Source organism: Streptomyces venezuelae, assembly GCF_008642275.1.
In the GTDB taxonomy this organism is placed as follows: domain Bacteria; phylum Actinomycetota; class Actinomycetes; order Streptomycetales; family Streptomycetaceae; genus Streptomyces; species Streptomyces venezuelae_E.
Genome location: NZ_CP029189.1, coordinates 7324757 through 7346701 on the forward strand (window position 1 = coordinate 7324757; position 21945 = coordinate 7346701).

Sequence of the window (21945 nt, forward strand, 5' to 3'; positions counted from 1 at the left end):
GCCGTCGTACGGCGGCCGGGGCCCAGCCGTCCCGGTCGCGGAAGAAGGGGGCTTCCGCAGGCGGGGGACGGACGTGTTCCCGGTTCCGCCGCCCCGGCTACGCGGCGCCCGTCATCCGGGCGAACACCACCACGTTGCTGTCGTAATAGTGCTTCTTGGGGTCGAAGTTCCCGCCGCAGGTGACCAGACGCAGGCCCGCGTGGTCGATGTTCTTGTAGACCTCCAGCGTGGGGAACTCGGCCTTCGGGTACTCGGCCACCCGGTCCACCGTGAACGTCACCGTCTTGCCGTCCTGCCGGGTCACCTTGATGGTGTCACCGCCCTTCATCGTCTTCAGCTTCTCGAACACGGCGGACGCCCCGTTCCACGTGACGTGCCCGGCGATCACGGCCGGCCCCTGGGAGCCGGGGGTCGGCCCCGGCTCGTACCAGCCCGCGAGCCCGGGGTCCTTCGGGGTCTGCATGGTGCCGTCCGGGTTCTGCCCCAGCGTCTCCAGCGAGCTGGACAGGTTGAGGGAGGGGATCGTGATCTTCTGCGGTGCCGACCGGGCCAGGGCCTGCTTCGCCTGGCCCGCACCGGCATCCGCACCCGCACCGGCATCCGCACCGCCCTTCGATCCCGCGGCCGGCGCCTTCCCGGTGGGTGTGGCGCCGGCGGCGGGCGCCCCGCCCGGGAGGCCCTGTCCTGCCGGCGCCGGGGGCTGCGCCGCGTTCTGGCCGCCGCACCCCGCGAGGAGGAGCCCGGCGAGGACGGCCGCGGCCAGCGGGCCCGCGGTCCGGCGGCGCAGCCGCTTCGGGGCCGGGTTCACGCGCCGCCCCCGGTGGTCTCACTGCGGACGGAGCCGACACCGGCCCGCCTCCGGCCGATGATCACCGCACCCGCCACCACCGCGAGAACGGTGATCGCCACACCGTCGCGCACCGTCACCGGCACCGCCGTGTGCTCCTCGGCCCCTCCGCCGGTCTCGATGCCGCCCACGGGGATCGACCCCACGGCCGCGCCCTTGACCTCTCCGCAGTTGGTCGGAGCCGTGGCCTCCTGGGGCAGCTTCGGGTCGAGTTCGCTCTTGCCGGCCCCCTCGAAGTCGTACTTCTTGTTCTTGTTGCGGTCGATGCCGTGCTGCACGACGTGCAGGTCCTTGATGTGGTCGACCACGTCCTGGCCGACGGTGATCGTCCGCTTGTAGCGGATCGTTCCCTGCGCGTCGGCGACGGGCATGCGCAGCACGTCGAGGCCGCTGGTGGGCTTGGTGTCCCCACCCGTGGTGAGCGAGATGTTGATGTCGCCGTAGTCGTGGGTGGCCTCGGTGTTGCTGAGGACCCCGTCGCCGTCCTTGTCGTCCGACGCGTCCGGGCAGTGGAAGTCGTGCCCCTTCGTCGAGCCGTGCAGGTGCTGGGCCGACGGCTGTCCCGGCACCATGCCCTTGGACTCGATCTGCACGGTGAGCTCTTTGCCCTTCAGGGTGAGCATGACCGTACCGCTGGAGCCCGAATCGTTCAGCTGCGCCAGGTCGATCTGGTACGCCTTGCCGCCCTGTGCGAGCGCTGGTCCGGAAAGGCCGAGGGTCAGGGCTACGGCGGCGGGTATGGCGGCGAGAGCCACATGGCGACCGGCGCGCTTGACTATCACATTCGCTCCTGTTCCGTGGATCCCCGGGACGGGAATCGCAGATCGTACGGGATTTCAATGAGGCCCTGGGTGAGGCTCTCGTTCATCCTTCGGTGCCCCAACGCCTGTGGATGGGTGCCAATATGAAAAAGTTTCAGACAACTGTGCCCAGCTGGTTCCGGACGTGTTCGGCTACGGCGGCTGCGTGACATCACGTTGTCAGGTCGCGGAATCGAGACAGCCGCGCAGGGGACTTTCCGGAACCGGCGCCGATTTGGCGCGCGGTGCACGTCGGAACGCGGCCACGACGTGGCCGGATCATCGCCTCGGCCAGGACACGGCCCACGGCGGGATCCCCGAACGCCGCACGTCGGCGGCGTGCACCGGGCCGCGGCGGCGCCTGCGCCGAACGGCCGGGAATTCGGCCGACGAATATGCGGCCGCATACGCAGGGAGGAGGTCGGGGAATGCCTCCTCCCTGCGTTCAGGTCGGCCCTGCGTCCGCCCGTCGGCACGGGTAGCGGCGGGGCGGACCGCGTCAGGTGAAGGAGTCGGAACTCGGTCTCTCCGGAAGTAATCTGACCGCTGTGAATTCGATTCTGCCGTATCTACGCACGCGTATCCACCGCCTTAGACGTCATTCCGGGCCGGTGACGGGTGTCGTCAACCTGTCGCCGGTCCGGACCGGTTCGGTCCCGACCTTTGTAGTCGTCCTGGCGGCGACCGGACGAATAGTTGACCTCTGATGCTAAGAAATGCCGTCAGGGCCGGGAGGGCGCCGGGAAGGACGCCTGGAAGGCGAGCCGGCCGTCGGCCCCGTCGCCGATGCGCGTGAGCAGATCGTCGAACGCGAGGTACTCCTCCCAGTGCTGACCACCCGTCGCCTGGACCAGGTGCGCGATCACGAGGTCTTCAAGGTCCGGGAGGCGCTTGTTCTTCCAGACCTTGTCGGCCGTGCTCACCAGCAGGTCCTCCAGCGTCGTCCCGGGAGCCGTCCACGAGGCGTGGGTTCCGGCGAAGCGGGCCAGGTCCGGGCCGAACCCGAGGTCCGACAGCAGTGCGCTGCCCGCCTCCTCGTGCGCGGATCCGGGCCCGGACAGCTCGGCCGTGTGCACGGTCTTGCCGATGTCGTGGGTCGCCGCCCCGAAGAGCACGGCCGCGCGGTCGACGACGATCCGCGGATGGCGATGCTCCAGCCAGTCGACCAGTTGGACCGCCACGTCGTGGACGGCACGCAGATGCGCGGCCAGCCGCGGGGGTGCGTCGAGCGACCGGAGCAGGTCCACCACCGGGGACGGGAGCGCCCGCAGTGGCGGATCGGCGGGAGCGTGCAGGGCCCGGGACAACGCATCGGAAAGGGGCATCGGTTCAGGCTACAGAAGGGCTTCGGGGCGTCCGGCGGTCGGTCGCGCCCGGCCACCGTGCTTCGGTACCCCCGAACGGAGGCGCAGGTCCACCTATTCGAGGGAACCGGGCCGCCGGAACCAGGCCGGGAGGCCGTCAGCTGCCGAAGGAAAGGGCGACGGCCCCGCTCGGGGCCGTGCGGTGCTCCGGCACCGCTGTGCGGTTACAAGGAGATTCACGTGTCGCGTGTTCTGAAGAGTGCGGGTCTGGCCCTGGTGCTGGGCCTGGCGGTCATCGGCGGTGCCTCCTCGGCGTCGGCGGACTCCACCGCGAACGGTGCCGCGATCGGTTCGCCCGGTGTGCTTTCGGGCAACGTGATCCAGGTCCCGATCCACATTCCGATCAACCTGTGCGGCAACAGCATCAACGTGATCGGCGCGCTCAACCCGGCCGCCGGCAACGTCTGCGTCAACGCCTGAGGGTCGTGAATCACGGCCCGTCCCGGTCGGAGGCTCGACCGGGACGGGCCGTCCCTCCCGCGGCCCCGCGATGCGCGCGGGGGCGGGCCCGACGGGGCCGGGATCCTCTCGGGCCGTGGGCAGTGCGTGAGCGGTGGGGGCCCGCGTGCGAGGCTTGTCCGGCACCCGGGAGGAGACACCAACATGCACACGCCGAGCCGGCCCGAAGACCTCGAACACCCCGAACTGCTCTGGGCCAGGGCGGTGACCATGGCCGTGGTCGACACCGCGTGCTCGACGAGCACCGAGTTCGCACTCGACGACGACGGCCTGTGGTGCCATTCCACCGGCGGGGACGGCTGGTGGCGCCTGACCGTACTCGACGGGGGCCACGCCGTGTTCTGCGGCCAGGACCCCGACGGCAGCCACACCCATGTCGACGGTGAACAGATCGACTTCCTCGCGGGCGGTCCCGACTGGCTGCCCTGGGACCTCCTGCGCGACGACGCCGCCGGAAACCTCTTCGGCTTCGTCTACTGGTGGGAGAACGGCGCCTGGCACCGTATCCCGTACCCGGACGAGGTGCGGGAGGACGGACTGGACGGGGCCGCCGCCTGGGTCGGCGCCGACGAGCAGGAGTTCCTCGAACTCGCCGTGTCCTCCTTCGCCGCCCCGCACGCGCTGAGGCGGAGTCTGACCGAGGCCGTCGCCCGGTTCGCGGCGCTGGCGCGCGAGCACAAGGCGGACGCGGACGCCGTGGCGGCGCTGCTGGCGGCGGCCGACACCGAAGGCCGCCCGGCCCCGCGCCTCGAAGCGGCACTCGGCCTCGCCGCCCGCGCGGGCATCCTCGCGTAACACCACGGACGGCGGGCCCGGCGCACCGCAGGTGCGCCGGGCCCGCCGTCCGTCGCCCGTCCGGGCCCGCGCGGCTACTTCAGCGCGGAGAACGCCCGGGTGAAGGCCAGTGGCTGCTGGAGGATCGAACTGCACGTCGCGTCCGCATGGTTGACGGCACCGGCTGCGCACTGCTTGTCCCGCGCGGAGGACCACATGGCCAGCCGGCCGATCCCCTTCGACCCGGCGAACTCCACGAGCTGCGTCGCGTCCGCCACCGTGAAGACCTCGCTCGCGACGTCGTTCACGCCGATCATCGGGGTGACGGCCACGGCCTTCCACGCGGCCGCGTCGGACAGCCCGAGCACCCCCTTTATCTGCGCCTGCGTGGCCGTCGCGGCCTGGATCGCGTACTGCCCCATGTCCCCGCTGTACGCCGGCCCGTAGTCCATCGCCATGATGTTGACGGCGTCGACCCGCACGCCGTTCTTCCTGGCGTCGGCCAGCAGCGCCACACCCGGCTGGGTCAGACCCTCGGGCATCACGGGCAGGGTGAAGGCGACGTTTAGGCCCGGGTGGGACTTCTGCAGCCGGGCGATGGCCTGCGCACGGCGCGCGTTGGCCGCCGTGTCCGGCAGGGCCGCGCCCTCGACGTCGAAGTCGACCTTGGTGAGCCGGTACTGGTCGACGACCTTCCCGTACGCCGCGGCCAGCTCGTCCACGGTGGCGCAGTTCAGCGCCAGTTCGTGACCGGCGGCCCCGCCGAACGACACCCGTACGTCGCCGCCCTTGGCACGCAGCGCCCCGATCTGGGCGGCGACCTTGTCGCTCGCGAGCTCCGTGACACCGCCCCACAGCGGTGCGCAGCCGCCGCCGGAGGTGATGAAGGCGAGGTGGAACTCCTTCACCCCGGTCTTCGCCGCGGTGTCGAGCAGGTCGTAGGCGGGGTACAGGGAGGTGTCCACGTACGGGGCGAAGCGTGCGCCGCCGCCGGGGGCGGGAGGGGAGGTGGGGGCGGTCGCCGTGGGGGAGGGCGCCGTGGGGGAGGGCGAGCTGGTCCCGGTGGGCGCGGCGGAGGCGGTGGGCGCGGTCGGGGCCGGGCTAGCCGTGACGGTGGGCCGGGCGGTGGGGCGCCCGCTGGGCTGGGCCGTGGCGCCCTGGTCCACCGAGCACTTCACGCCGTTGATCAGACACCCCGTGGGGTCGCCGAGCGTGCCGGTGCCGCTCGCCACGAAGCCGACGGTGACGGAGGCCCCGGCCGCCAACTGCCCGTTCCAGCTCGCGGGCTTCACGGTCACGCGGCGACCGGAGACGCTGTGCGTGCCGTTCCAGAGCGAGTCGATCCTCGTGCCCGCCGGCAGGTCGAACTGGAGGGTCCAGTCCGACTGCGCCGCGCCGGTGCCGTTGGTGATCACGTACTGGCCGGTGTAACCGCCGCTCCAGGAGCTCGACTTCGTGTAGACGGCGCCGACGGAGGTCGCCTGCGCGGTACCGGTGAAGGCGAAGGCCGCACCACCGATCACCGCCGCCGCCGCGATCGCGCCCGTGACCTTCGCCCTGCGGCTCGTCCTGCGCCGGTGTCCGACTGTGCTGCCCATCGCGTGCCTGCCTCTGTGTTACTGGGGAGTTGGGGGATCCGGCAGCACGCTAGCCGCACCGAAACGGACATTCGTTCGTTTCGGTGCGGCCGCGATGAGTCTTAGGTTCCGCTTAAGGCGGGGACAAGCGTCACCTCAGGAAGCGGGCTTCCCGCTCCTGGCGCGGGCGGCGGCGTGGAGCGCGAGCGGAAGCCGGAGTGGCCGAGCGGAACCCTTCGGGTCGGCTGCGACGACGCCCGCCGGCGCGCACCGTCGCACCCGGCCGGTGCGCCGTGCGCTCCCCCCGGCCCCGTCCGGACCGGCGTCCCGGCCCTCGGTGAGCACCTCGGCAGTGACGTCCCCGCTGTTCCGGCTCGCGTGAATCGCCTGAATTCCGCCCCGGAGTCCCCGGGTGCACCGTCGGGCCGCCGGGGTCGCCGGCCGGTATGCGGGGCACCGTTCACCTCTGCCGCACCGGTGACCTCACGAGCCGTGAATTCCTTGATCGGCGCCCGCTCGGTCCAGGGCGGGTCCGGCCGTCGTTTTCGGTCAATGCCGGGCGCCCGCCCGAGATTTGTTGAGCGTTCAATTTCCTGGATGGCCGCAGCTCACGCGGGCGGCCGCGGACGTCCCGGAGGTCTGGATCACATTTACGCGCTGGTCGCCGCCGCGGCGCGATAAAGCTCTTTACGGCGGGCCGAACACGGGGAAAGCTGTTGGGCGGAAGCGGCGCGCCGATAACGTTCTCCATGACCGCAGGCCGTGCCACACGTAGAACTCGGAATGAATTACGAGCGCAGTTTCGAAGGCCATCCGGCGAGGTTTCCCTATTCCATTCGGATTCGACGACCACCGGATTGACGAGGCCCGAAACGGATCACCCCGGGTTCCTCGAACTCCCCGACCCGCTGCAGGCACGCACACCGAGCAGGCGTACAAAGCCATTTACACCCCGCGCACTCCTGTGTGCCTCCTTTCTGCGCCGGTTGACACCATCCGACGGCGCAATGACACCGTGCGCTCGTCGCAGCCAGTGACGTGCGTCCGGAACGGCCGATACGTTCTTCGTTACCGAAGGCATATTCCAACCCGCGGTCCTCGCCGTTGAGAGGGACGGGCATGACGAGCCACGCAACCGAAGTCGACCTCGAAGAGCTGCTCCGCCGGGCGCTGGACTCCACCGGTGCGGGCCCGCGTTGGACCACCGACGCGGACGAGATGTGGTGCCGCCTCACCCCCCTGACCGCGACACAGCGCGACCAGGGATGGAAACTGCACGTGTCGGCGACGTCCGCCTCCGCACCCGCGGTGCTCGCCCGAGCCCTGGACGTGCTGCTGCGGGAGGAGTCGGCGTTCAAGTTCGCCCGGTCCCTGGAGCAGGTCGGCGCGCTCAACTCCCGCGCCACGCCCCGGGGGAGCTCCGGCAAGTTCATCACCGTCTACCCGCGCTCCGACACCGACGCGGCCCGCGTCGCGCTCGCCCTGCACCAGGCCACGGCCGGGCTGGCCGGCCCCCGCATCCTCTCGGACCAGCCGTACGCCGCGAACAGCCTCGTGCACTACCGCTACGGAGCCTTCGTCGCCCGCCGGCGGCTCTCGGACGACGGCCTGCTGGTGTGGTACATCGAGGACCCCGACGGCAACCCCGTCGAGGACAAACGCACCGGCCAGTACTCCCCGCCCTCCTGGGCCGTGAGCCCCTTCCCCGCCTCCGTGCCCGTCCCGCCGCGCGACAAGCAGGCGGCCGGCGCCCCGGTGCTGCTCGGCGGCCGGTTCTCGGTCCGCGAGGCGATCCGCCACACCAACAAGGGCGGCGTCTACCGGGGTACGGACGTCACCACCGGCGCACCCGTGGTCATCAAGGAGGCCCGGCCGCACGTGGAGGCCGACGCGTCCGGCCACGACGTACGCGACTGGCTGCGCGCCGAGGCCCGGACGCTGCAGCGCCTCGACGGGACCGGCCTGGCACCGCGACCCCTCGCCCTGTTCGAGCACGCCGGACACCTCTTCCTGGCCCAGGAGGAGATACCGGGCATACCCCTGCGCAACTGGGTCGCCGAGCACTTCCGTGACGCCGGGAGCGAGCGCTACCGCACCGACGCCCTGGTCCAGGCCGCCCGCCTCGTCGACCTCGTCGCCGCCGCCCACGCCCACGGCTGCGTCCTGCGGGACTTCACCCCCGGCAACATCATGGTCCGGCCGGACGGCGAACTGCGCCTCATCGACCTCGAACTCGCCGTCCTGAAGGGCGACACGGCCCTCCCGACGACCGTAGGAACCCCCGGATTCAGCGCACCCGAGCGCCTGCGCGACGCCCCCGTCTCCCCGACGGCCGACTACTACAGCCTCGGCGCAACCGTCTGTTTCGTCCTCGCCGGGAAGGTCCCCAACCTGCTGCCCGAGGACCCCGCCACCCGGCCCGTGGAGCAGCGGCTCGCGCAATGGCTGGCCGCCTGCGACGCCACGCTCGGCCTGCCCGCAGGGCTGCGCGAGATGATCCTCGGACTCATGCGGGACGAGCCCGCCGAGCGCTGGGACCCCGGCCGGGCCGTCGCGGCGCTCCGCCGGACGGAACGCGGGCTCCCGCACGGCCACGCCACCGCCGCGAACCCCGCCTCCGCGAACCCCACCGCCGCAAACCCCGCCTCCCTGAACCCCGCCGACGCCGCTCACGACCTGACGCAGACCGCCGTGGCGGGCATCGTGGAGCACCTCGTCGGTTCGATGACCCCGGACGACGACAAACGGCTGTGGCCCGTCTCCACCATGGCGGGGGAGACCGACCCGTGCACCGTGCAGCAGGGTGCGGCCGGCGTGCTGGCCGTCCTGACCCAGTACTTCGAGCTCACCGGTGACCCGCGCCTGCCGGAGGCGATATCCACCGCCGGGCACTGGATAGCGGCCCGCACCGACCTCGACTCCGTACGGCCCGGCCTGCACTTCGGCGGCCGCGGCACCGCCTGGGCCCTGTACGACGCCGGCCACGCCGTCGGCGACCGCACCCTCACGGACCACGCGCTGGCGCTCGCCCTCGCACCCCAGACACCCACCCCCAGCCACGACATCACCCACGGCGCCGCGGGCAGCGGACTCGCCGCGGCCCACCTGTGGCACCGCACCGGCGACCCCCGCCTGGCGGCCCTGGTCGTCGACGCCGCCGACCGGCTCGCCGCGGCCGCCCGGCGCGAGCGGCCCGGGGTGAGCTGGCCGGTACCCGCCGAAGCCGTCTCCGAGGAGGCCGGCAAACGGTACCTGGGCTTCGCCCACGGCACCGCGGGCATCGGCTGCTTCCTCCTCGCCGCCGCGACCGTCACGGACCGCCGGGACTACACCGAGCTGGCGGTGGAGGCGGGTGAACACCTGGCCGCCCACGCCGTGCTCGTCGGCGAGGCCGCCCAATGGCCCGCCCAGGCCGCGGACCCGCCCACAGCCCCGTACTGGTGCCACGGCTCGGCCGGCATCGGCACCTTCCTGGTCCGGCTCTGGCGCGCCACCGGCGACGACCGGTTCGGCGACCTGGCCCGCCGCGCGACGCACGCCGTCGTCGAACGCGCCTCCCGCGCGGCCCTCACCCAATGCCACGGCCTGGCCGGCAACGGCGACTTCCTCCTCGACATGGCCGAAGCCACCGGGGACCCGTCGTACCACACCATGGCCGAACACCTGGCCCGCCTCGTCACCGCCGAACGGGCCCACCGCGCCGGCCACGTCGTCTTCCCCAACGAGTACGGGGACGTCTCGACGAGCTGGAGCGACGGATCCGCAGGAATCCTGGCCTTCCTCCTGCGGATCCGACACACAGGACCCCGGCGCTGGGTGATCTGACCCAGCAGCCGGTTTGAGCGGCAGGGACCCTGCCGCCACATCACAGAGAAGGAGAAAGTCATGGAGAACCGCGACCTCGAACTGCTGGCTCACCTGCACGCCCTTCCGGAGACCGACCCGGTCGGCGTCGACGGAGCCCCGTTCGCCGCGACCTGTGAGTGCGTCGGCCTGCTGACGCTCCTCAACACCGTCTGCGTGGGCATCAGCTGCGCCTGACCCCGTTCACGGGCCCGCCCGGCCGGAGACGGCACGCGTAGGGCTCGATGACCTCCGGCCGGTGGCTGCCCCCGCAGCAGCCGCCGGCCGGAGCACCACCCCGGCCCACCAGCCTCCGTACCGCCCGAGTCCGCAGACCCGCACCCGGCAGACGAGGACCGCCCATGCAGCCACCCCCCGGTGACGACGCCCCCGCGCAGGCCCTGCTCCTGACAGCCGCGCCCGCGGCCCCCGACACCACCGGGTCGGCGCCCGAACCGGCGTACGCCATCCGTACCCGCGGCCTCGTCAAGAGCTACCCGGGCCCGGACGGCACCACCGTCCACGCCGTCCGTGGCCTGGACCTCGACGTGCGGCAGGGCGAGACCTTCGCCTTCCTCGGCCCCAACGGCGCCGGGAAGTCGACCACCATCGCCATGCTGTGCGCCCTGGCCCGTCCCACCGCCGGACGGGCCGTCGTCGCGGGAGCAGACGTGACCGGCCGGCCGGACCGCGTACGACGACACGTGGGAATGCTCTTCCAGCACAGCGCCCTGGACCCGGACCTGACGGCCGAACAGAACCTCCACATCCACACGCGCCTCTACGGGATGAGCCGCCGCCACGCCCGCCGGCGCGTCACCGACACCCTCGAAGCGGTCGCCCTGACCGACCGGCGACGATCCCCGGTCCGCACCCTGTCGGGCGGCATGCGGCGACGCCTGGAACTGGCCCGAGGGCTCCTGCACGAGCCCCGCATCCTCTTCCTCGACGAGCCGACCACCGGACTCGACCCGCACGCCCGCGCCCAGGTCTGGGACCACCTGCGCGCACTGCGCGAGCGGCACGGCACCACGCTCTTCGTCACCACCCACTACCTGGAAGAGGCGGAGCACTGCGACCGCCTCGCCATCATCGACGCGGGCCGCCTGGTCGCCCAGGGCGCACCCTCCGCCCTGAAGGCCGCGATCGGCGACGACCGGGTGGTCCTGCGCACCGGCGACGACGCGGGCGCGCGAGCGGTCGTACGGGACACCGCGCCGCCGGGCGCCGCCCTCACCCAGGACGGCGACGGTCTCTCTCTACGCGTACCCGACGGCAGTGCCTGGATCCCCCGCCTGTGCGCGGCACTGGCGGCCCACGGCATCCCCGTACGGGCCGCGTCCGCGACCCCGCCCACCCTCGACGACGTCTTCTTCCACCACACCGGCCGCAGCATCACCACCGCCCGGCCCCCGCAGACGCGGACGGAAGCCGGGAGGGAGGCATGACCGCACCCGCGCTCGGCGCCCCCGACACCCCCCACACCCCCGACACTCCCGAGGCCGCCGCCGAGGACGGCCGCGCACCGACCCGCCTGCGGCGTGAACTGCGCGCGGTCCACGGCCTGGTCCACCGCGACCTGCTGCGCCTGTCCTCGCAGCCCACCCACACGGCCCTCATGCTGCTCCAGCCGGTGCTGTACCTCTTCATCCTCGGCGGCGGCCTGGCCGCGCTGATCCCCACCTCCACGCTGGGCGTCGGCTACCAGACCTACCTCTTCCCCGGCATGCTGATGATGACCGTCCAGACCCCGGCCATCATGGTCGGCATCCGTCTGATCACCGACCGGCAGAGCGGCTACCTGCGCGAGCTCCTGATGGCCCCGGTCAGCCGCACCACCCTGCTCCTGGGCAGCTGCGCGGGCGGCACCACCGTCGCCGCGGTCCAGGGCGCCGTACTCCTCGCGCTGGCCGGCGCGGTGGGCCTGCCCTACGATCCGCTGCTGCTGGCGCTGCTCATGGGCGGCATGATCCTTGCCTCCTTCACCCTCACCGCCCTGTCCCTGGCCCTGGCGGTGAGCCTCCAGCGGGCCGAGGTCTTCCACATGCTGCTCGGCGTCGTGATGATGCCCCTGCTGTTCCTCTCCGGCGGGTTCTTCCCGCTCGAAAGCCTGCCGGGCTGGGCCCGCTCCCTGGCCGCCGTCAATCCGATCGCCTACGGAGTGGACCTGCTCCGCCGCTCCATCACGCTCCGTCTCCCGGACCGGGCGACCGCGGCGGGCATCGAGTGGTTCGGCAGCCGCCCCCCGCTGGTCCTCGAAGCCGCCGCTCTCCTGGCGGCCGGCGCCCTGGCCCTCCTCTGGGCCGCCCACCGCTTCAAGCGCCCCGAGTAGGCTCACCCGGCCCGGCCCGACCACCCTCGTGACACTCCGTCACTGGCCGGTGGACCGCCGTTTCCGGGTGCGTCCTCCGCCAGGGGAATCCCCGAACGGCCGGAGTCGAGCACGTGTCCCCCTTCGCCATTTCAGTTCGTATCCGTCGTGCCGACGCCCCAGCGCACTTGTTCCGTTTCCCGGGTATCCGCACGTGCCGAAGCCAAGTCCGCTCTTGCCGGGCTGGGCCGGGCCGCACGCAAGGGCTCCCCGAATGTCGCGCAGATGAATTCCGGGTGCGTGCGGGTCGGGCGTTCCCGCATTCCTGATCTCCGGGTCGTGGAAACCGTAGGAACGGGGTGTGTTTCTGCTCGGTGAGCCGCATCCCGTCACGGGCGAAGCCGTTCGGGGAGTGGAATACCCCAGGGCACGGGTCGCACCGCTCTACCGGCCGATGACATCAGCCGTGAGTGGCGTCGATGACGCAGAAGCGGTTGCCCTCGGGGTCGGCCAGCACCACGAAATCCGGGTCCTCCGGATAGGAATCCCAGTCGACGTGCCGGGCCCCCAGGGCGACGAGCCGCGCCACCTCCGCCGCCTGCTCCGCCGCGTCCGCCGCGTACAGGTCGAGGTGGACCCGCGGCCGTTCCTGCACGGGCGTGGAGCTGCGGCCGAGGGCCAGGCCCGGACCGCCGCCGTCGGCCGGGACCAGGACCGTCCAGCCGTCGTCCACCTGGCCGTCACGGGGCACGTACCCCAGCGCCCGGCTCCAGAATTGCGCGGCCCGCCGCACGTCCGCGGCTCCCATGACGATCGTTCCCAGGGTCAGCATGATCCGATTCTGGCAAACCGGCGCCGGGCCCGGCCTACGGTGCCGGTGCCGCGGGCCGCTCGATGGCCACCATCGCCGCGTCGTCGTCCAGGGTGTTGCCGGCCGCGTGCGCGAGCAGGTCCTCGCACAGCCGCTCCAGCAGCGCCTGCGGGCGCAGTCCCGACCACGCGCTCACGCGCCGCGTCAGCGGGTAGAAGGCGCCCGCCCCGTCGCGGGCCTCCAGGACACCGTCGGTGTACAGGAGCAGGACGTCGCCTTCGGCGAAGGCGAAGGTCTGCGCGGTGGCCGTCGACGGCACGAGCCCGGCGAGCCCCAGCGGCGGCGCGGGCCGGTCCACTTCCAGGAGCTCGGCGCCGCCGTCGCGCAGCACGAGCAGCGGCGGCGGATGACCGCAGCTGACGAGGTGCACCACCGGCTCCGCGTCGGGAATCTCCAGGACGGCCGCGGTCACGAAGCTCTCGCCCTCGTCCCCGGCACCGTCCAGGTCCGCCGAGACCGCCGCCTCCAGGTAGTCCACCAGGGCCGGCAGTCCGGCCTCCTGGTGGGCGGAGGCCCGGAAGGCGCCCAGTACGAGCGCGGCGTCCCCGACCGCCTCCAGCCCCTTGCCCCGGACATCGCCGATGATCAGCCGGGTGCCCGTGGCCGTCCGGGCGGCGGCGTACAGATCCCCGCCGATCTGGGCCTCGGCCGCGGCGGCGAGGTACACGGAGGCGACGCCCAGCGGACCGATCCGGTCGGGCAGCGGCCGCAGGACCACCTCCTGCGCGGTCTCCGCCACCGAACGCAGCTGGGTCAGCTCCTTCTCGTGCACCTCGCGCAGGTGGGCGAAGAAGGTCACGAACACCGAGATCATCACGAGCGCGATGATCTGGAAGGTGTGGTTCAGATCCGTCAGGCTGGTACGCGCCGTCGCCACCACGACCTGGGCCAGCACGGCGACCAGACCGACGAACGCCGTCATCCGGGGCCCCGCGAACGACGCGGTCACGGCCGGCGCGGCGGCCAGGAACGGTCCCAGGTGCACCTCGGGCGGAGCGAGCACGTCGATCGCCGTGACGAGCGCGATCAGCGCGAACGGGACCGCCAGCTGCGCGTGGCTCACCGCGGGGGGCCGGTGGTGACGGGGGTGCGACGGCGGCCGGAGATCCATCCCTCCTGCATACACCGTGAGGTGAGCCGGATCCCCGAAGCCCGGCCGTCGCAGGCGGCCCGGCCGGTCCTACGGGCGCCGGCCGGTCCTCATGGCGCCGGCCGGTCCTACGGGCGCCGGCCGGGCCTGCCGCCCTTTCCGCCCTTGGCGCCCTTTCCGCCCTTGCTGCCGCCCGAGGCCCCGCGGGTGTTCCTGCCCGCCGGCTTCCCGGACGAGGACGTGCCGCCGGCTCCCGACTTCCGCTGCCCGCCGCCACCCGAACCCGGTTCCGGGCGCTTGCGCTTCGCCTTGGGCTGCGGCGGGGTGGGTGCCCGCCCCCGCGTGCTGTTCACGGTCCGGCCGCGGACGATCCCGATGAACTCCTCCACCAGATCGGTGGTCTGCTCCTGCGGCCACGACAGCGCGACCCGCGAGGCGGGCGCGTCGGAGACGGGCCGGTAGGTCAGGTCCTTACGGTGGTGCAGGCGGGCCAGGGACTGCGGGACGACGAGGACGCCCACTCCGGCGGCCACCAGCTCGATCGCGTCCGCCGTGGTTTCGGGACGCTCGATCGCCGGCTTGCCGGGCAGCTGCTCCCAGTCCAGGGTGTCGTCGAGCGGGTGGAACACGATCTCGTCGGCGAGGTCCTCCGTGGACACCTCTTCCGCGGCGGCCACGAGGTGGTCCTTGGGGACCACGACCACCGTCGTCTCGGTGTAGAGCGGAATCGCGCTGAGGTCGTCACGGTCGACCGGCAGCCGCACGAAACCGGCGTCGGCGCCGCCCGCGCGCAGCACCCCGCACGCCTCGACGGGGTCCACCGCGACCAGGGTCAGCGGGATGTCGGGCAGCCGCTCGTTCCAGATACGCACCCACTTGCTGGGTGTCACCCCCGGGACATAAGCGAGCCGGAACGAATGGGGTACTTCCGAGCCTGTCACGCCGCAAGGTTACCGGTCGTGGTCGGAGGTAGCGCACACGCTCGATACCCTTGACACCATGACGTCGCACCAGAACACCCAGACGATGAAGCCCGCGACCGCGGCGAAGAAGCTGGGCGTGTACCTCGAGGCCACCCCCGCAGAGTTCCAGGAGGGTGTCGTCTCGCGCAGTGAATTGAGTGCGCTCCAGGCCGATCCGCCCCAGTGGCTCAAGGAGCTGCGCGCCAACGGTCCGCACCCCCGGCCGGTGGTGGCGGCCAAGCTCGGCGTGTCCATCGCCGGCCTCGCCCGCGGCGGGGTCACCGAGCCGCTCACCACGGAGCAGATCGAAGCGCTGAAGCAGGAAGCCCCCGAGTGGCTCCAGCGCGAGCGCACCACCCAGGCCGAGGTCCGCAAGGAAGCGGTCCGCATCAAGGAGAAGAACGCGGAGCGCGCCGAGAAGGCCCGCGACCAGCGCTCCTGACCCGCGACTGCGCCTTCCGTCAGGCCTGGCCTCCCCACGGGGAGGCCAGGCCTGACGCCTTTCGCCGACTGCGTCGGGGGCGGACGGCGCCGGTACCGGCGACGCCGAACCGATTCCTCAGGCGGTGACGGCCTCCGGGCGGTTCTCGTCCCGCCGCCCGGCCGGGGGTGCCGAACGCGTGGAGAACAGCCCGTCCACCGCCAGGGCGCCGGGGCCGGTGAAGACCAGCAGGAGGAAGGCCCAGCAGAACATCGCCGAGGCCTCGCCGCCGTTCTGCAGGGGCCACAGCGCACCGGGCTGGTGCACGGTGAAGTACGCGTAGGCCATCGAACCGGAGGCGACGAAAGCGGCCGCCCGGGTGCCGAGACCCAACAGGACCAGGGCTCCGGCGACGAGCTGGATGGCGGCGGCGTACCAGCCGGGCCAGGTGCCGGTGGCGATGGTTCCGCCGCCGTGGGCACCGCCGAGGACACCGAAGAGGGAAGCGGCGCCGTGCGAGGCGAAGAGCAGTCCGGTGACGATCCGGAACAGGCCCACGGCGTAGGGCTGGGCATGGTCGAGACGTGCGTTCATGGGGGGAGGGTCCTTCGGTCGGGGACGGGTTCCGAAGTCGTGCCGGCGTTCTCGATCGTGAGGCGAGCCATAGGTTAGGTAGACCTAACCGGGCTGACAAGCGCGAGTTCCGGCCACCCGCAGAGGGGATCCGACGCCACCCCGTACCCGGCAGGCAGCACACCGGCCCGCACACCGGCCCGCATCCCGGCCCGCATCCCGGCCCGTGCGCCGCGCCCGGGTCCGCCCGATCCCGTGCGCACCTGGTCGCGCGTCCGGCCGTGTGGTTCGCGCGGCGCGTCGGCCCCGCCCGAAGGCCGTCGGCCGACCCGTGGGGTCCGCTGGACGCGTGAGCATCCTCCCCGGACGTGACTGGTGGACCGGGCTCCCGCCCGCCGCGGGAGCCGCCGTCATGGCCACCGGCATCATCTCCGCCGGCCTGCGCCTGACCGGGCGGGACGCGGCGTCACTGGCGGCGCTGGCCGTCGCCGGGGCGCTGTGGCTGGTACTCGCCGCCGACTTCGTCTCCCGGCTGCTGGGCGACCGCGGGCGGTTCCGTGCCGAGGCCGACACTCCGGCCGCGCTGACGGCCGTCGCCGCGACCACCGTCATCGGGGCCCGGCTCGCGCAGCAGGGCTGGCAGACGGCGGCCGCCGTACTGCTCGTCCTGGCGGCCGTGCTCTGGCCCGGGCTGCTGTTCAACGTCCTGCGGCACTGGCGGCGGCGCATGCCGGGAGCGGCCTTCCTCGGCTGCGTGGCCACCCAGGGCCTCTCCCTCCTCGCCGCGTCCCTCGCCGACGCCGGCCGACACGACCTGCTGGCGCGGGCGGCGCTGGCCGCCTTCTGCCTCGGCCTGCTGCTCTACCTCGCGGCCCTCCTCCGCTTCGACCTGCGCGAGGTGGTGGGCGGGGCGGGCGACCACTGGGTGGCGGGCGGTGCGCTCTCCATCTCCGCCCTGGCCGGATCCAAGCTCACCGCGTCACCCGTATGGACCGGCACGGCACACACCACGCTGCGTAACGTCACCCTGGCCCTCCTCGCCCTGTCCCTCGTCTGGTACGTGGTCCTCCTCGCCGCCGAACTGCGCCACCCGAGGCCGCGCTACGACATCCGGCGCTGGGCCACCGTCTTCCCGCTCGGCATGACGGCCACCGCCTGCCTCTCCGTGGCGGGTCCGGCCGGGGTCGACTGGCTGCGCCCGCTGGGCGAGGTACTGCTCTGGATCGCCGTCGGCGCCTGGCTGCTGACCTTCGCCGCGCTGGTCGCCTCGCACCTCACCGCCGGGCGCGGCGCACCCGGCCACTGACTCCCGCACCGCCCGGCGGACGCCCGTCCCGGGCGCCGTGTCGCGTCGGTGCCGGTGCGGGCGCCGGTGTCTCAGTAGGGTCCCGGCATGGCGTACACATTCCAGGTGACCATCGACTCGACCGACCCGCACACGCTGGCCGACTGGTGGGCCGAGGCCCTCGGCTGGGAAGTGGAGCCGAGCGACGAGCAGTTCATCCGCGGCCTGATCGAGGCGGGCCACGCGAGTGAGGACGACACCAAGACCCACCGGGGCACCCTCGTCTGGAAGGCCGGCGCCGCGATCCGCCACCCGGAGGGCCTGGAGGGCGCGCCCCGCGTCCTCTTCCAGTTCGTCCCCGAACCCAAGACGGTCAAGAACCGGGTCCACTTCGACGTCCGTACCGGCTCCGACGACCCGAAGGCACTGGTCGAACGGCTCGTAGCCAAGGGCGCCGAGCACCTCCACGAGGGCCGCCAGGGCCCCAGCACATGGACGACACTCGCCGATCCGGAGGGCAACGAGCTCTGCGTCTCGCACTAGGGCGGACACGGCGCCCGCACGACGTAGGCTGCGTCCGTGAACGTCATCCTCTTCGGCGGGACCGGAATGCTCGGCCGGGCCGTCCTGCGGGAGTGCCTGCGCGACGATGCGGTCGAGAGCGTCGTCGCCGTCGGACGCGGCCCGCTCGGCGTCAGCCACCCCAAGCTGCGCGAGTGCGTCCAGAGCGATCCGTCCGACCTGGCCGCCGCCGGGATCGACCCGGCCGCGTTCGACGCCTGCTTCTTCTGCCTCGGGGTCTCCTCCGTCGGCATGACGGAGGAGGCCTACCGGCACGTCACCTACGACCTGACGCTCGCCGTCGCCCGGCCGCTGGCCGCCGCCAACCCCGGCATGACCTTCGTCTACGTCTCCGGCGAAGGCACGGACAGCACCGAACAGGGCCGTTCCATGTGGGCGCGGGTCAAGGGGAAGACCGAGAACGACCTCCTGGAACTCCCCTTCCGCGCCTACATGTTCCGCCCCGGCATCGTCCAGCCGGTGCGCGGTGTGCCCTCCAAGGCCCGGCTGTCCCGGGTGTTCTACGCCGTCCTCGGCCCCCTGGTCCCGCTCGTGCGGCGGGTCGCCCCGAACCTCGTCATCACCTCCGAGGCCTTCGGCCGTGCCATGATCGCCGTCGCCGCGCCCGGCACCGAGATTCCCGGCCACATCCTGCGGCCCGCCGACATCAACCGTCTCGGCGCGGCGCCGACCAGGCATAATTGACTACCGGGCACACCCTCCCGCACGTGAGAATGAGCCATCTCAAACCGGGAGGACCCCATGAGCCAGGAGACCCTGACTCTGCATGACCTGCTGCCCGCACAGGCGCTGGCGGAATCGATCGACGCCGGGTACGTGACGCGCAAGTCGCACCCCGAACTGCCGCTGTCCATCTACACCTACACACGGACCGCCCAGTACGAACGCGTCTGGAACGACGTCACCACACGCTGCCGCGGCCTCGTCGCCGACGACGAGACGGGCGCGATCGTCGCCCTGCCCCTGCCGAAGTTCTTCAACGTCGGCGAGCACGAGTCGGGTCAGCCGTACGCCCCCGCCCTCCCGGACGAGGCCTTCGAGGTCTACGACAAGGTCGACGGCAGCCTCGCCGTAGTCTTCCACTACGCGGGCCGCTGGCGGGTCGCCTCCAAGGGGTCCTTCATCAGCGCCCAGGCGACCTGGGCGCAGCGCCGGCTCGACGGCCGGGACACCGCGGCCCTGCGCCCCGGCACCACCTACCTCGCCGAGATCCTGTACCCGCAGAACCGTATCGTCGTCGACTACGGCGACCGCCGGGACCTCGTCCTGCTCGCCGCCTTCGGTCTGGACGGGACCGAGGTCCCGCTCGCCGAGGCCGCGTCCCACTGGGCGGGAATCGGCTCCGTCGTCACGGTCTGGCCCGCCATGCCCATCGACGAGCTGATCGCGCTCACCGAGTCCAACGTCCTGCCCGGCGGCGCCCCGGCGACCGGTACCCAGGCGGAGGGCTTCGTGCTGCGCTTCGCCTCCGGCGTGCGGGCCAAGGCCAAGCTGTCCGAGTACGTACGGCTCCACCGGCTGCTCACCAAGGCCACCGAGCGCGACATCTGGCGCGCCCATGGCATCCAGCGGTTCGCCGGCCTGCCCCTCAAGCAGCTGGCCCAGGGCCTCGGTACCACCGTCGCCGAGATCGAGGCCTCGGGCGGCAAGCCCCTCGACGCGCTGCTGGACCAGGTACCCGACGAGTTCGACACGTGGGTGCGTGAGGTGATCGAGCGGATCGAGAGCGAGTTCGCGCGGCGCGAGCGCGCCATCGACGAGGCGTACGAGGGCCTCGCGCACCTGGCAGCCGACCGGGGGGCCTTCGCCCGGGCCGTGAAGGCACTGCCCGACCGGGAGATCCGCGCCGCGATGTTCCTGCGCCTGGACGGCCGGTCCACGGAACTGGCCGTCTGGCGCAACGTGCGGCCGGAGACGTCCGACCCCTTCACGAACGACGAGGAGAACTGACCCGTGTCCGAAGAGACACCCGCCCTCACGGACGCGAACGACGCCGTGGCCGCCGCCGAGGGGGCCCCGCTCCCCGTCGTGCACGTCATGACGGGCCTGCCGGCCTCCGGCAAGACGACGGCCGCGCGCGCCCTGCAGGCCGAGGCCGGTGGCCGCATGCGCCGCGTCAACCTCGACGACCTGCGGCTCATGCTCGACCTCCCGGACCCGGCGCGGGGCCGTAGCTTCCGGCACGAGCAGACCGTGCTGACCATCCAGGACGCGGCGGTCCGCGCGGCGGTCGACGGCGGCTTCGACGTGGTCGTCGACAACACCCACCTGACCAAGAACATCCCCAAGCGGCTCAAGGCGGCGGTGGGCGGTCTCGCGACCTTCGTCGTGCACGACTTCACCGGCGTCCCGCTGGAGGAGTGCCTGCGCCGGGACGCCGCGCGCGAGCGCCAGGTCGGCGAGGAGGTCATCCGCATCCTGGCCGAGAAGCACGAGAAGGCCCGGCGGGGAGGCTGGCGGCTGACGTCGGAGTGGATGAACGGCGGGGCGAGCGGGGTGGCCGCGCCGCCCGTGACGGAGTACGTCGCCGACCCGGCGCTGCCTGCCGCGGTGATGTGCGACATCGACGGCACGCTGGCGCTGACCGGCGACCGGGGCCCGTACGACTTCTCGCGCTGTGAGCTCGACCTGCTCAACGAGCCGGTACGGCACGCGCTGGACGCCTTCCGCCGCGCCGACGGCGACGTGATCGTGCTGCTGTCGGGGCGCGGCGAGGAGCACCGTCCGCAGACGGAGTCCTGGCTGCGGCGCCACGAGGTGCCGTACGACGAGCTGTGGATGCGCGCGGCGGGGGACACCCGCCGCGACGACGTGGTCAAGGCGGAGCTGTTCGACACGCACGTGCGCCACCGGTACGCGGTGCGGGTCTCGCTCGACGACCGGGACCGGGTGGTCGCGATCTGGCGCCGGATGGGCCTGCCCACCTGGCAGGTCAACTACGGCGACTTCTGAGGGCCGGGCCGCCGTGGACGCCGCGCGGAAGGTGCTGATCGTGGACGGCGCGAACGTCGTCGGCTCCGTGCCGGACGGCTGGTGGCGGGACCGGCGGGGCGCGGCCGTCCGGCTGCGTGACCTGCTGGCCGGCCGGGCCGGGGACGAGGAGATCGTCCTCGTCGTCGAAGGCGCCGCCCGGGGCGTCGAGTCCGTTCCCGGCGTACGGGTGGACCCGGCGCCCGGAAGCGGTGACGACCGGATCGTGGAGCTGGCCGCCGCGTACGCGGAACGCGGCTGTGTCGTGGTCACGGCCGACCGGGAACTGCGTGAACGGGTCCGGGCGTACGGCGTGGAATGCGTGGGGCCGCGTGCCGTACGCCCGGTGGACTGACTGCCGACCTGCCGACCTGCCGGCCTGACGGCCGGCGGGGACGGGGTCAGCGGCAGTACTTCACCTCGGAGAGGTTCTTGACGTAGCGGGCGGAGACCCAGCGCTCCTTGTCGTAGGCGCGCTTGGGCGCCCCGGCCTCGTGCTCCCAGTTCGCGTTCCGGTCGGCCAGGCGGTACCAGATGCGGTTGCCGTCGACGTTGTCACCGTACTTCTTGCAGTCGATCTCGACCTTGCTGTTCGGGTAGACGTGGCCGAGGGACTGCGAGCGGGTGCTCGGCTTGCTGCGGACCGTCAGCGGGCCCTTCGACACGACCTTGCCGGTCACGTGCCGCTCGGGGTACACACCGGGCTCCGCGGACCCTCCGCCGACGACGATCTCCCGCGGCGGCAGGTTCTCCGAACCGTCGTCGGCGACGGCGGCGCCCGCTCCGACCAGACCGAGAACCAGGCTTCCGGTGGCGAGAGCGAGGGTGGTTCTGGTGGGCTTCAGCATGAGCCGGCTCCTCTACGAAGACATCCACCCGGCCGCGACGCGCGGCACGGGGCGGCAACCAGGCGGTTGCCAGGGACGACTATGACGAGGGCGGGGCGCGTAACCCCGGTGGCTCACCGTCCTTTAACCCGATATGACCAATTTGCACCCTGGGGGTGCGTGGCCGTGCCCGCCCCCGAACGGGCACGGCCACGCAACGGGGCCCCGGGGGGACTGGGCCGGTGCCGGCCGCCTGGCCGGCGAAGGCAAATCTACGGTCCGGCCACCCGGACCGCGCCCATCCAGGGGATGAGACCGGTCTACCGCCGAGGGAGGCCGTGCCGTACAACCTGAGTGGTACACAAGGAGGTTGAGGTGTACCTACGCAC

Annotated in this window: 22 protein-coding genes; 13 read left to right on the top strand and 9 right to left on the bottom strand. The window is 72.5% G+C overall.

The features are described 5' to 3' along the window. Nucleotides 1-97 precede the first annotated feature (97 nt). The 3 genes from DEJ51_RS32430 to DEJ51_RS32440 all read right to left on the bottom strand — a co-directional run bounded on the left by DEJ51_RS32430 (nucleotide 98) and on the right by DEJ51_RS32440 (nucleotide 2972). Complete coding sequence (locus DEJ51_RS32430) at nucleotides 98-808, bottom strand: class F sortase (protein ID WP_150261182.1); 711 nt, start codon at nucleotides 806-808, stop codon at nucleotides 98-100. Then, entirely contained in the window at nucleotides 805-1629 is an 825-nt protein-coding gene (locus tag DEJ51_RS32435) for a hypothetical protein (RefSeq protein WP_150261183.1), read from the bottom strand. Before DEJ51_RS32435 ends, DEJ51_RS32430 begins: the two co-directional genes overlap by 4 nt. A 740-nt stretch (nucleotides 1630-2369) precedes the next feature. After that, nucleotides 2370-2972 (bottom strand): HD domain-containing protein, encoded by a 603-nt coding sequence (locus DEJ51_RS32440; protein WP_150261184.1) that lies wholly within the window; start codon nucleotides 2970-2972, stop codon nucleotides 2370-2372. Nucleotides 2973-3191: 219 nt separating this feature from the next. Here DEJ51_RS32440 and DEJ51_RS32445 point away from each other — a divergent pair, with 219 nt between their 5' ends. Beyond that, nucleotides 3192-3431: a chaplin gene (locus tag DEJ51_RS32445; RefSeq protein WP_150261185.1), complete on the top strand. Its 240-nt coding sequence runs from the start codon at nucleotides 3192-3194 to the stop codon at nucleotides 3429-3431. A 183-nt stretch (nucleotides 3432-3614) separates the two neighbouring features. Beyond that, on the top strand, nucleotides 3615-4265 hold the full coding sequence (locus DEJ51_RS32450; protein ID WP_150261186.1) for a hypothetical protein: 651 nt from the start codon (nucleotides 3615-3617) through the stop codon (nucleotides 4263-4265). Between the two features lie 74 nt (nucleotides 4266-4339). Here the strand turns inward: DEJ51_RS32450 and DEJ51_RS32455 are convergent, their stop codons facing one another. After that, a complete protein-coding gene (locus DEJ51_RS32455) occupies nucleotides 4340-5842 on the bottom strand; it encodes a cellulose binding domain-containing protein (protein WP_150261187.1) in 1503 nt (500 codons plus the stop codon). A 1098-nt stretch (nucleotides 5843-6940) separates the two neighbouring features. Here DEJ51_RS32455 and lanL point away from each other — a divergent pair. The 4 genes from lanL (at nucleotide 6941) to DEJ51_RS32470 (ending at nucleotide 11996) form a co-directional block, all read left to right on the top strand. Beyond that, nucleotides 6941-9646, top strand: coding sequence for a class IV lanthionine synthetase LanL (gene lanL, locus DEJ51_RS32460; protein WP_150261188.1), 2706 nt, complete (start codon nucleotides 6941-6943; stop codon nucleotides 9644-9646). Between the two features lie 60 nt (nucleotides 9647-9706). After that, nucleotides 9707-9862: a VenA family class IV lanthipeptide gene (locus tag DEJ51_RS34785; protein WP_167350579.1), complete on the top strand. Its 156-nt coding sequence runs from the start codon at nucleotides 9707-9709 to the stop codon at nucleotides 9860-9862. Nucleotides 9863-10026: 164 nt separating this feature from the next. After that, the gene (locus DEJ51_RS32465; protein WP_150261189.1) at nucleotides 10027-11112 is read left to right on the top strand and encodes an ATP-binding cassette domain-containing protein; all 1086 of its coding nucleotides are present in this window, start codon (nucleotides 10027-10029) and stop codon (nucleotides 11110-11112) included. Next, a complete protein-coding gene (locus DEJ51_RS32470; RefSeq protein WP_150261190.1) occupies nucleotides 11109-11996 on the top strand; it encodes an ABC transporter permease in 888 nt (295 codons plus the stop codon). The genes DEJ51_RS32465 and DEJ51_RS32470 overlap by 4 nt, the downstream gene beginning before the upstream one ends. Nucleotides 11997-12435: 439 nt before the next feature. Here DEJ51_RS32470 and DEJ51_RS32475 read toward each other — a convergent pair whose 3' ends face one another. From DEJ51_RS32475 to DEJ51_RS32485, 3 genes are all read right to left on the bottom strand, one after another. Next, on the bottom strand, nucleotides 12436-12807 hold the full coding sequence (locus DEJ51_RS32475; protein ID WP_190620811.1) for a VOC family protein: 372 nt from the start codon (nucleotides 12805-12807) through the stop codon (nucleotides 12436-12438). 34 nt (nucleotides 12808-12841) lie between these two features. Continuing rightward, nucleotides 12842-13957 (bottom strand): PP2C family protein-serine/threonine phosphatase, encoded by a 1116-nt coding sequence (locus tag DEJ51_RS32480; protein WP_150261191.1) that lies wholly within the window; start codon nucleotides 13955-13957, stop codon nucleotides 12842-12844. A gap of 107 nt (nucleotides 13958-14064) precedes the next feature. Then, nucleotides 14065-14877, bottom strand: a complete 813-nt coding sequence (locus tag DEJ51_RS32485; protein WP_150261192.1) for a LysR family transcriptional regulator substrate-binding protein — start codon at nucleotides 14875-14877, stop codon at nucleotides 14065-14067. 58 nt (nucleotides 14878-14935) lie between these two features. Here DEJ51_RS32485 and DEJ51_RS32490 point away from each other — a divergent pair, with 58 nt between their 5' ends. Next, nucleotides 14936-15340, top strand: a complete 405-nt coding sequence (locus DEJ51_RS32490; RefSeq protein WP_150261193.1) for a DUF5997 family protein — start codon at nucleotides 14936-14938, stop codon at nucleotides 15338-15340. Between the two features lie 117 nt (nucleotides 15341-15457). On the opposite strand, the gene DEJ51_RS32495 is transcribed toward DEJ51_RS32490, so the two are convergent. Beyond that, on the bottom strand, nucleotides 15458-15913 hold the full coding sequence (locus tag DEJ51_RS32495) for a DoxX family protein (RefSeq protein WP_150261194.1): 456 nt from the start codon (nucleotides 15911-15913) through the stop codon (nucleotides 15458-15460). Nucleotides 15914-16241: 328 nt separating this feature from the next. Between DEJ51_RS32495 and DEJ51_RS32500 the strand changes: the two genes are divergently transcribed. From DEJ51_RS32500 to DEJ51_RS32525, 6 genes are all read left to right on the top strand, one after another. Next, the gene (locus tag DEJ51_RS32500; RefSeq protein ID WP_223836075.1) at nucleotides 16242-17198 is read left to right on the top strand and encodes a tellurite resistance/C4-dicarboxylate transporter family protein; all 957 of its coding nucleotides are present in this window, start codon (nucleotides 16242-16244) and stop codon (nucleotides 17196-17198) included. A gap of 87 nt (nucleotides 17199-17285) precedes the next feature. Then, complete coding sequence (locus tag DEJ51_RS32505) at nucleotides 17286-17720, top strand: VOC family protein (RefSeq protein ID WP_150261195.1); 435 nt, start codon at nucleotides 17286-17288, stop codon at nucleotides 17718-17720. Between the two features lie 36 nt (nucleotides 17721-17756). Beyond that, nucleotides 17757-18443, top strand: a complete 687-nt coding sequence (locus DEJ51_RS32510) for an epimerase (protein ID WP_150261196.1) — start codon at nucleotides 17757-17759, stop codon at nucleotides 18441-18443. A 57-nt stretch (nucleotides 18444-18500) separates the two neighbouring features. After that, nucleotides 18501-19709, top strand: coding sequence for an RNA ligase (locus DEJ51_RS32515; protein ID WP_150261197.1), 1209 nt, complete (start codon nucleotides 18501-18503; stop codon nucleotides 19707-19709). A gap of 3 nt (nucleotides 19710-19712) precedes the next feature. Beyond that, nucleotides 19713-20711: an AAA family ATPase gene (locus DEJ51_RS32520; RefSeq protein WP_223836076.1), complete on the top strand. Its 999-nt coding sequence runs from the start codon at nucleotides 19713-19715 to the stop codon at nucleotides 20709-20711. A gap of 13 nt (nucleotides 20712-20724) precedes the next feature. Further along, nucleotides 20725-21084 (top strand): NTP pyrophosphohydrolase, encoded by a 360-nt coding sequence (locus DEJ51_RS32525; protein WP_150261198.1) that lies wholly within the window; start codon nucleotides 20725-20727, stop codon nucleotides 21082-21084. A gap of 46 nt (nucleotides 21085-21130) precedes the next feature. Here the strand turns inward: DEJ51_RS32525 and DEJ51_RS32530 are convergent, their stop codons facing one another. Next, a complete protein-coding gene (locus tag DEJ51_RS32530; protein WP_150261199.1) occupies nucleotides 21131-21577 on the bottom strand; it encodes an SH3 domain-containing protein in 447 nt (148 codons plus the stop codon). Nucleotides 21578-21945: the final 368 nt, after the last annotated feature.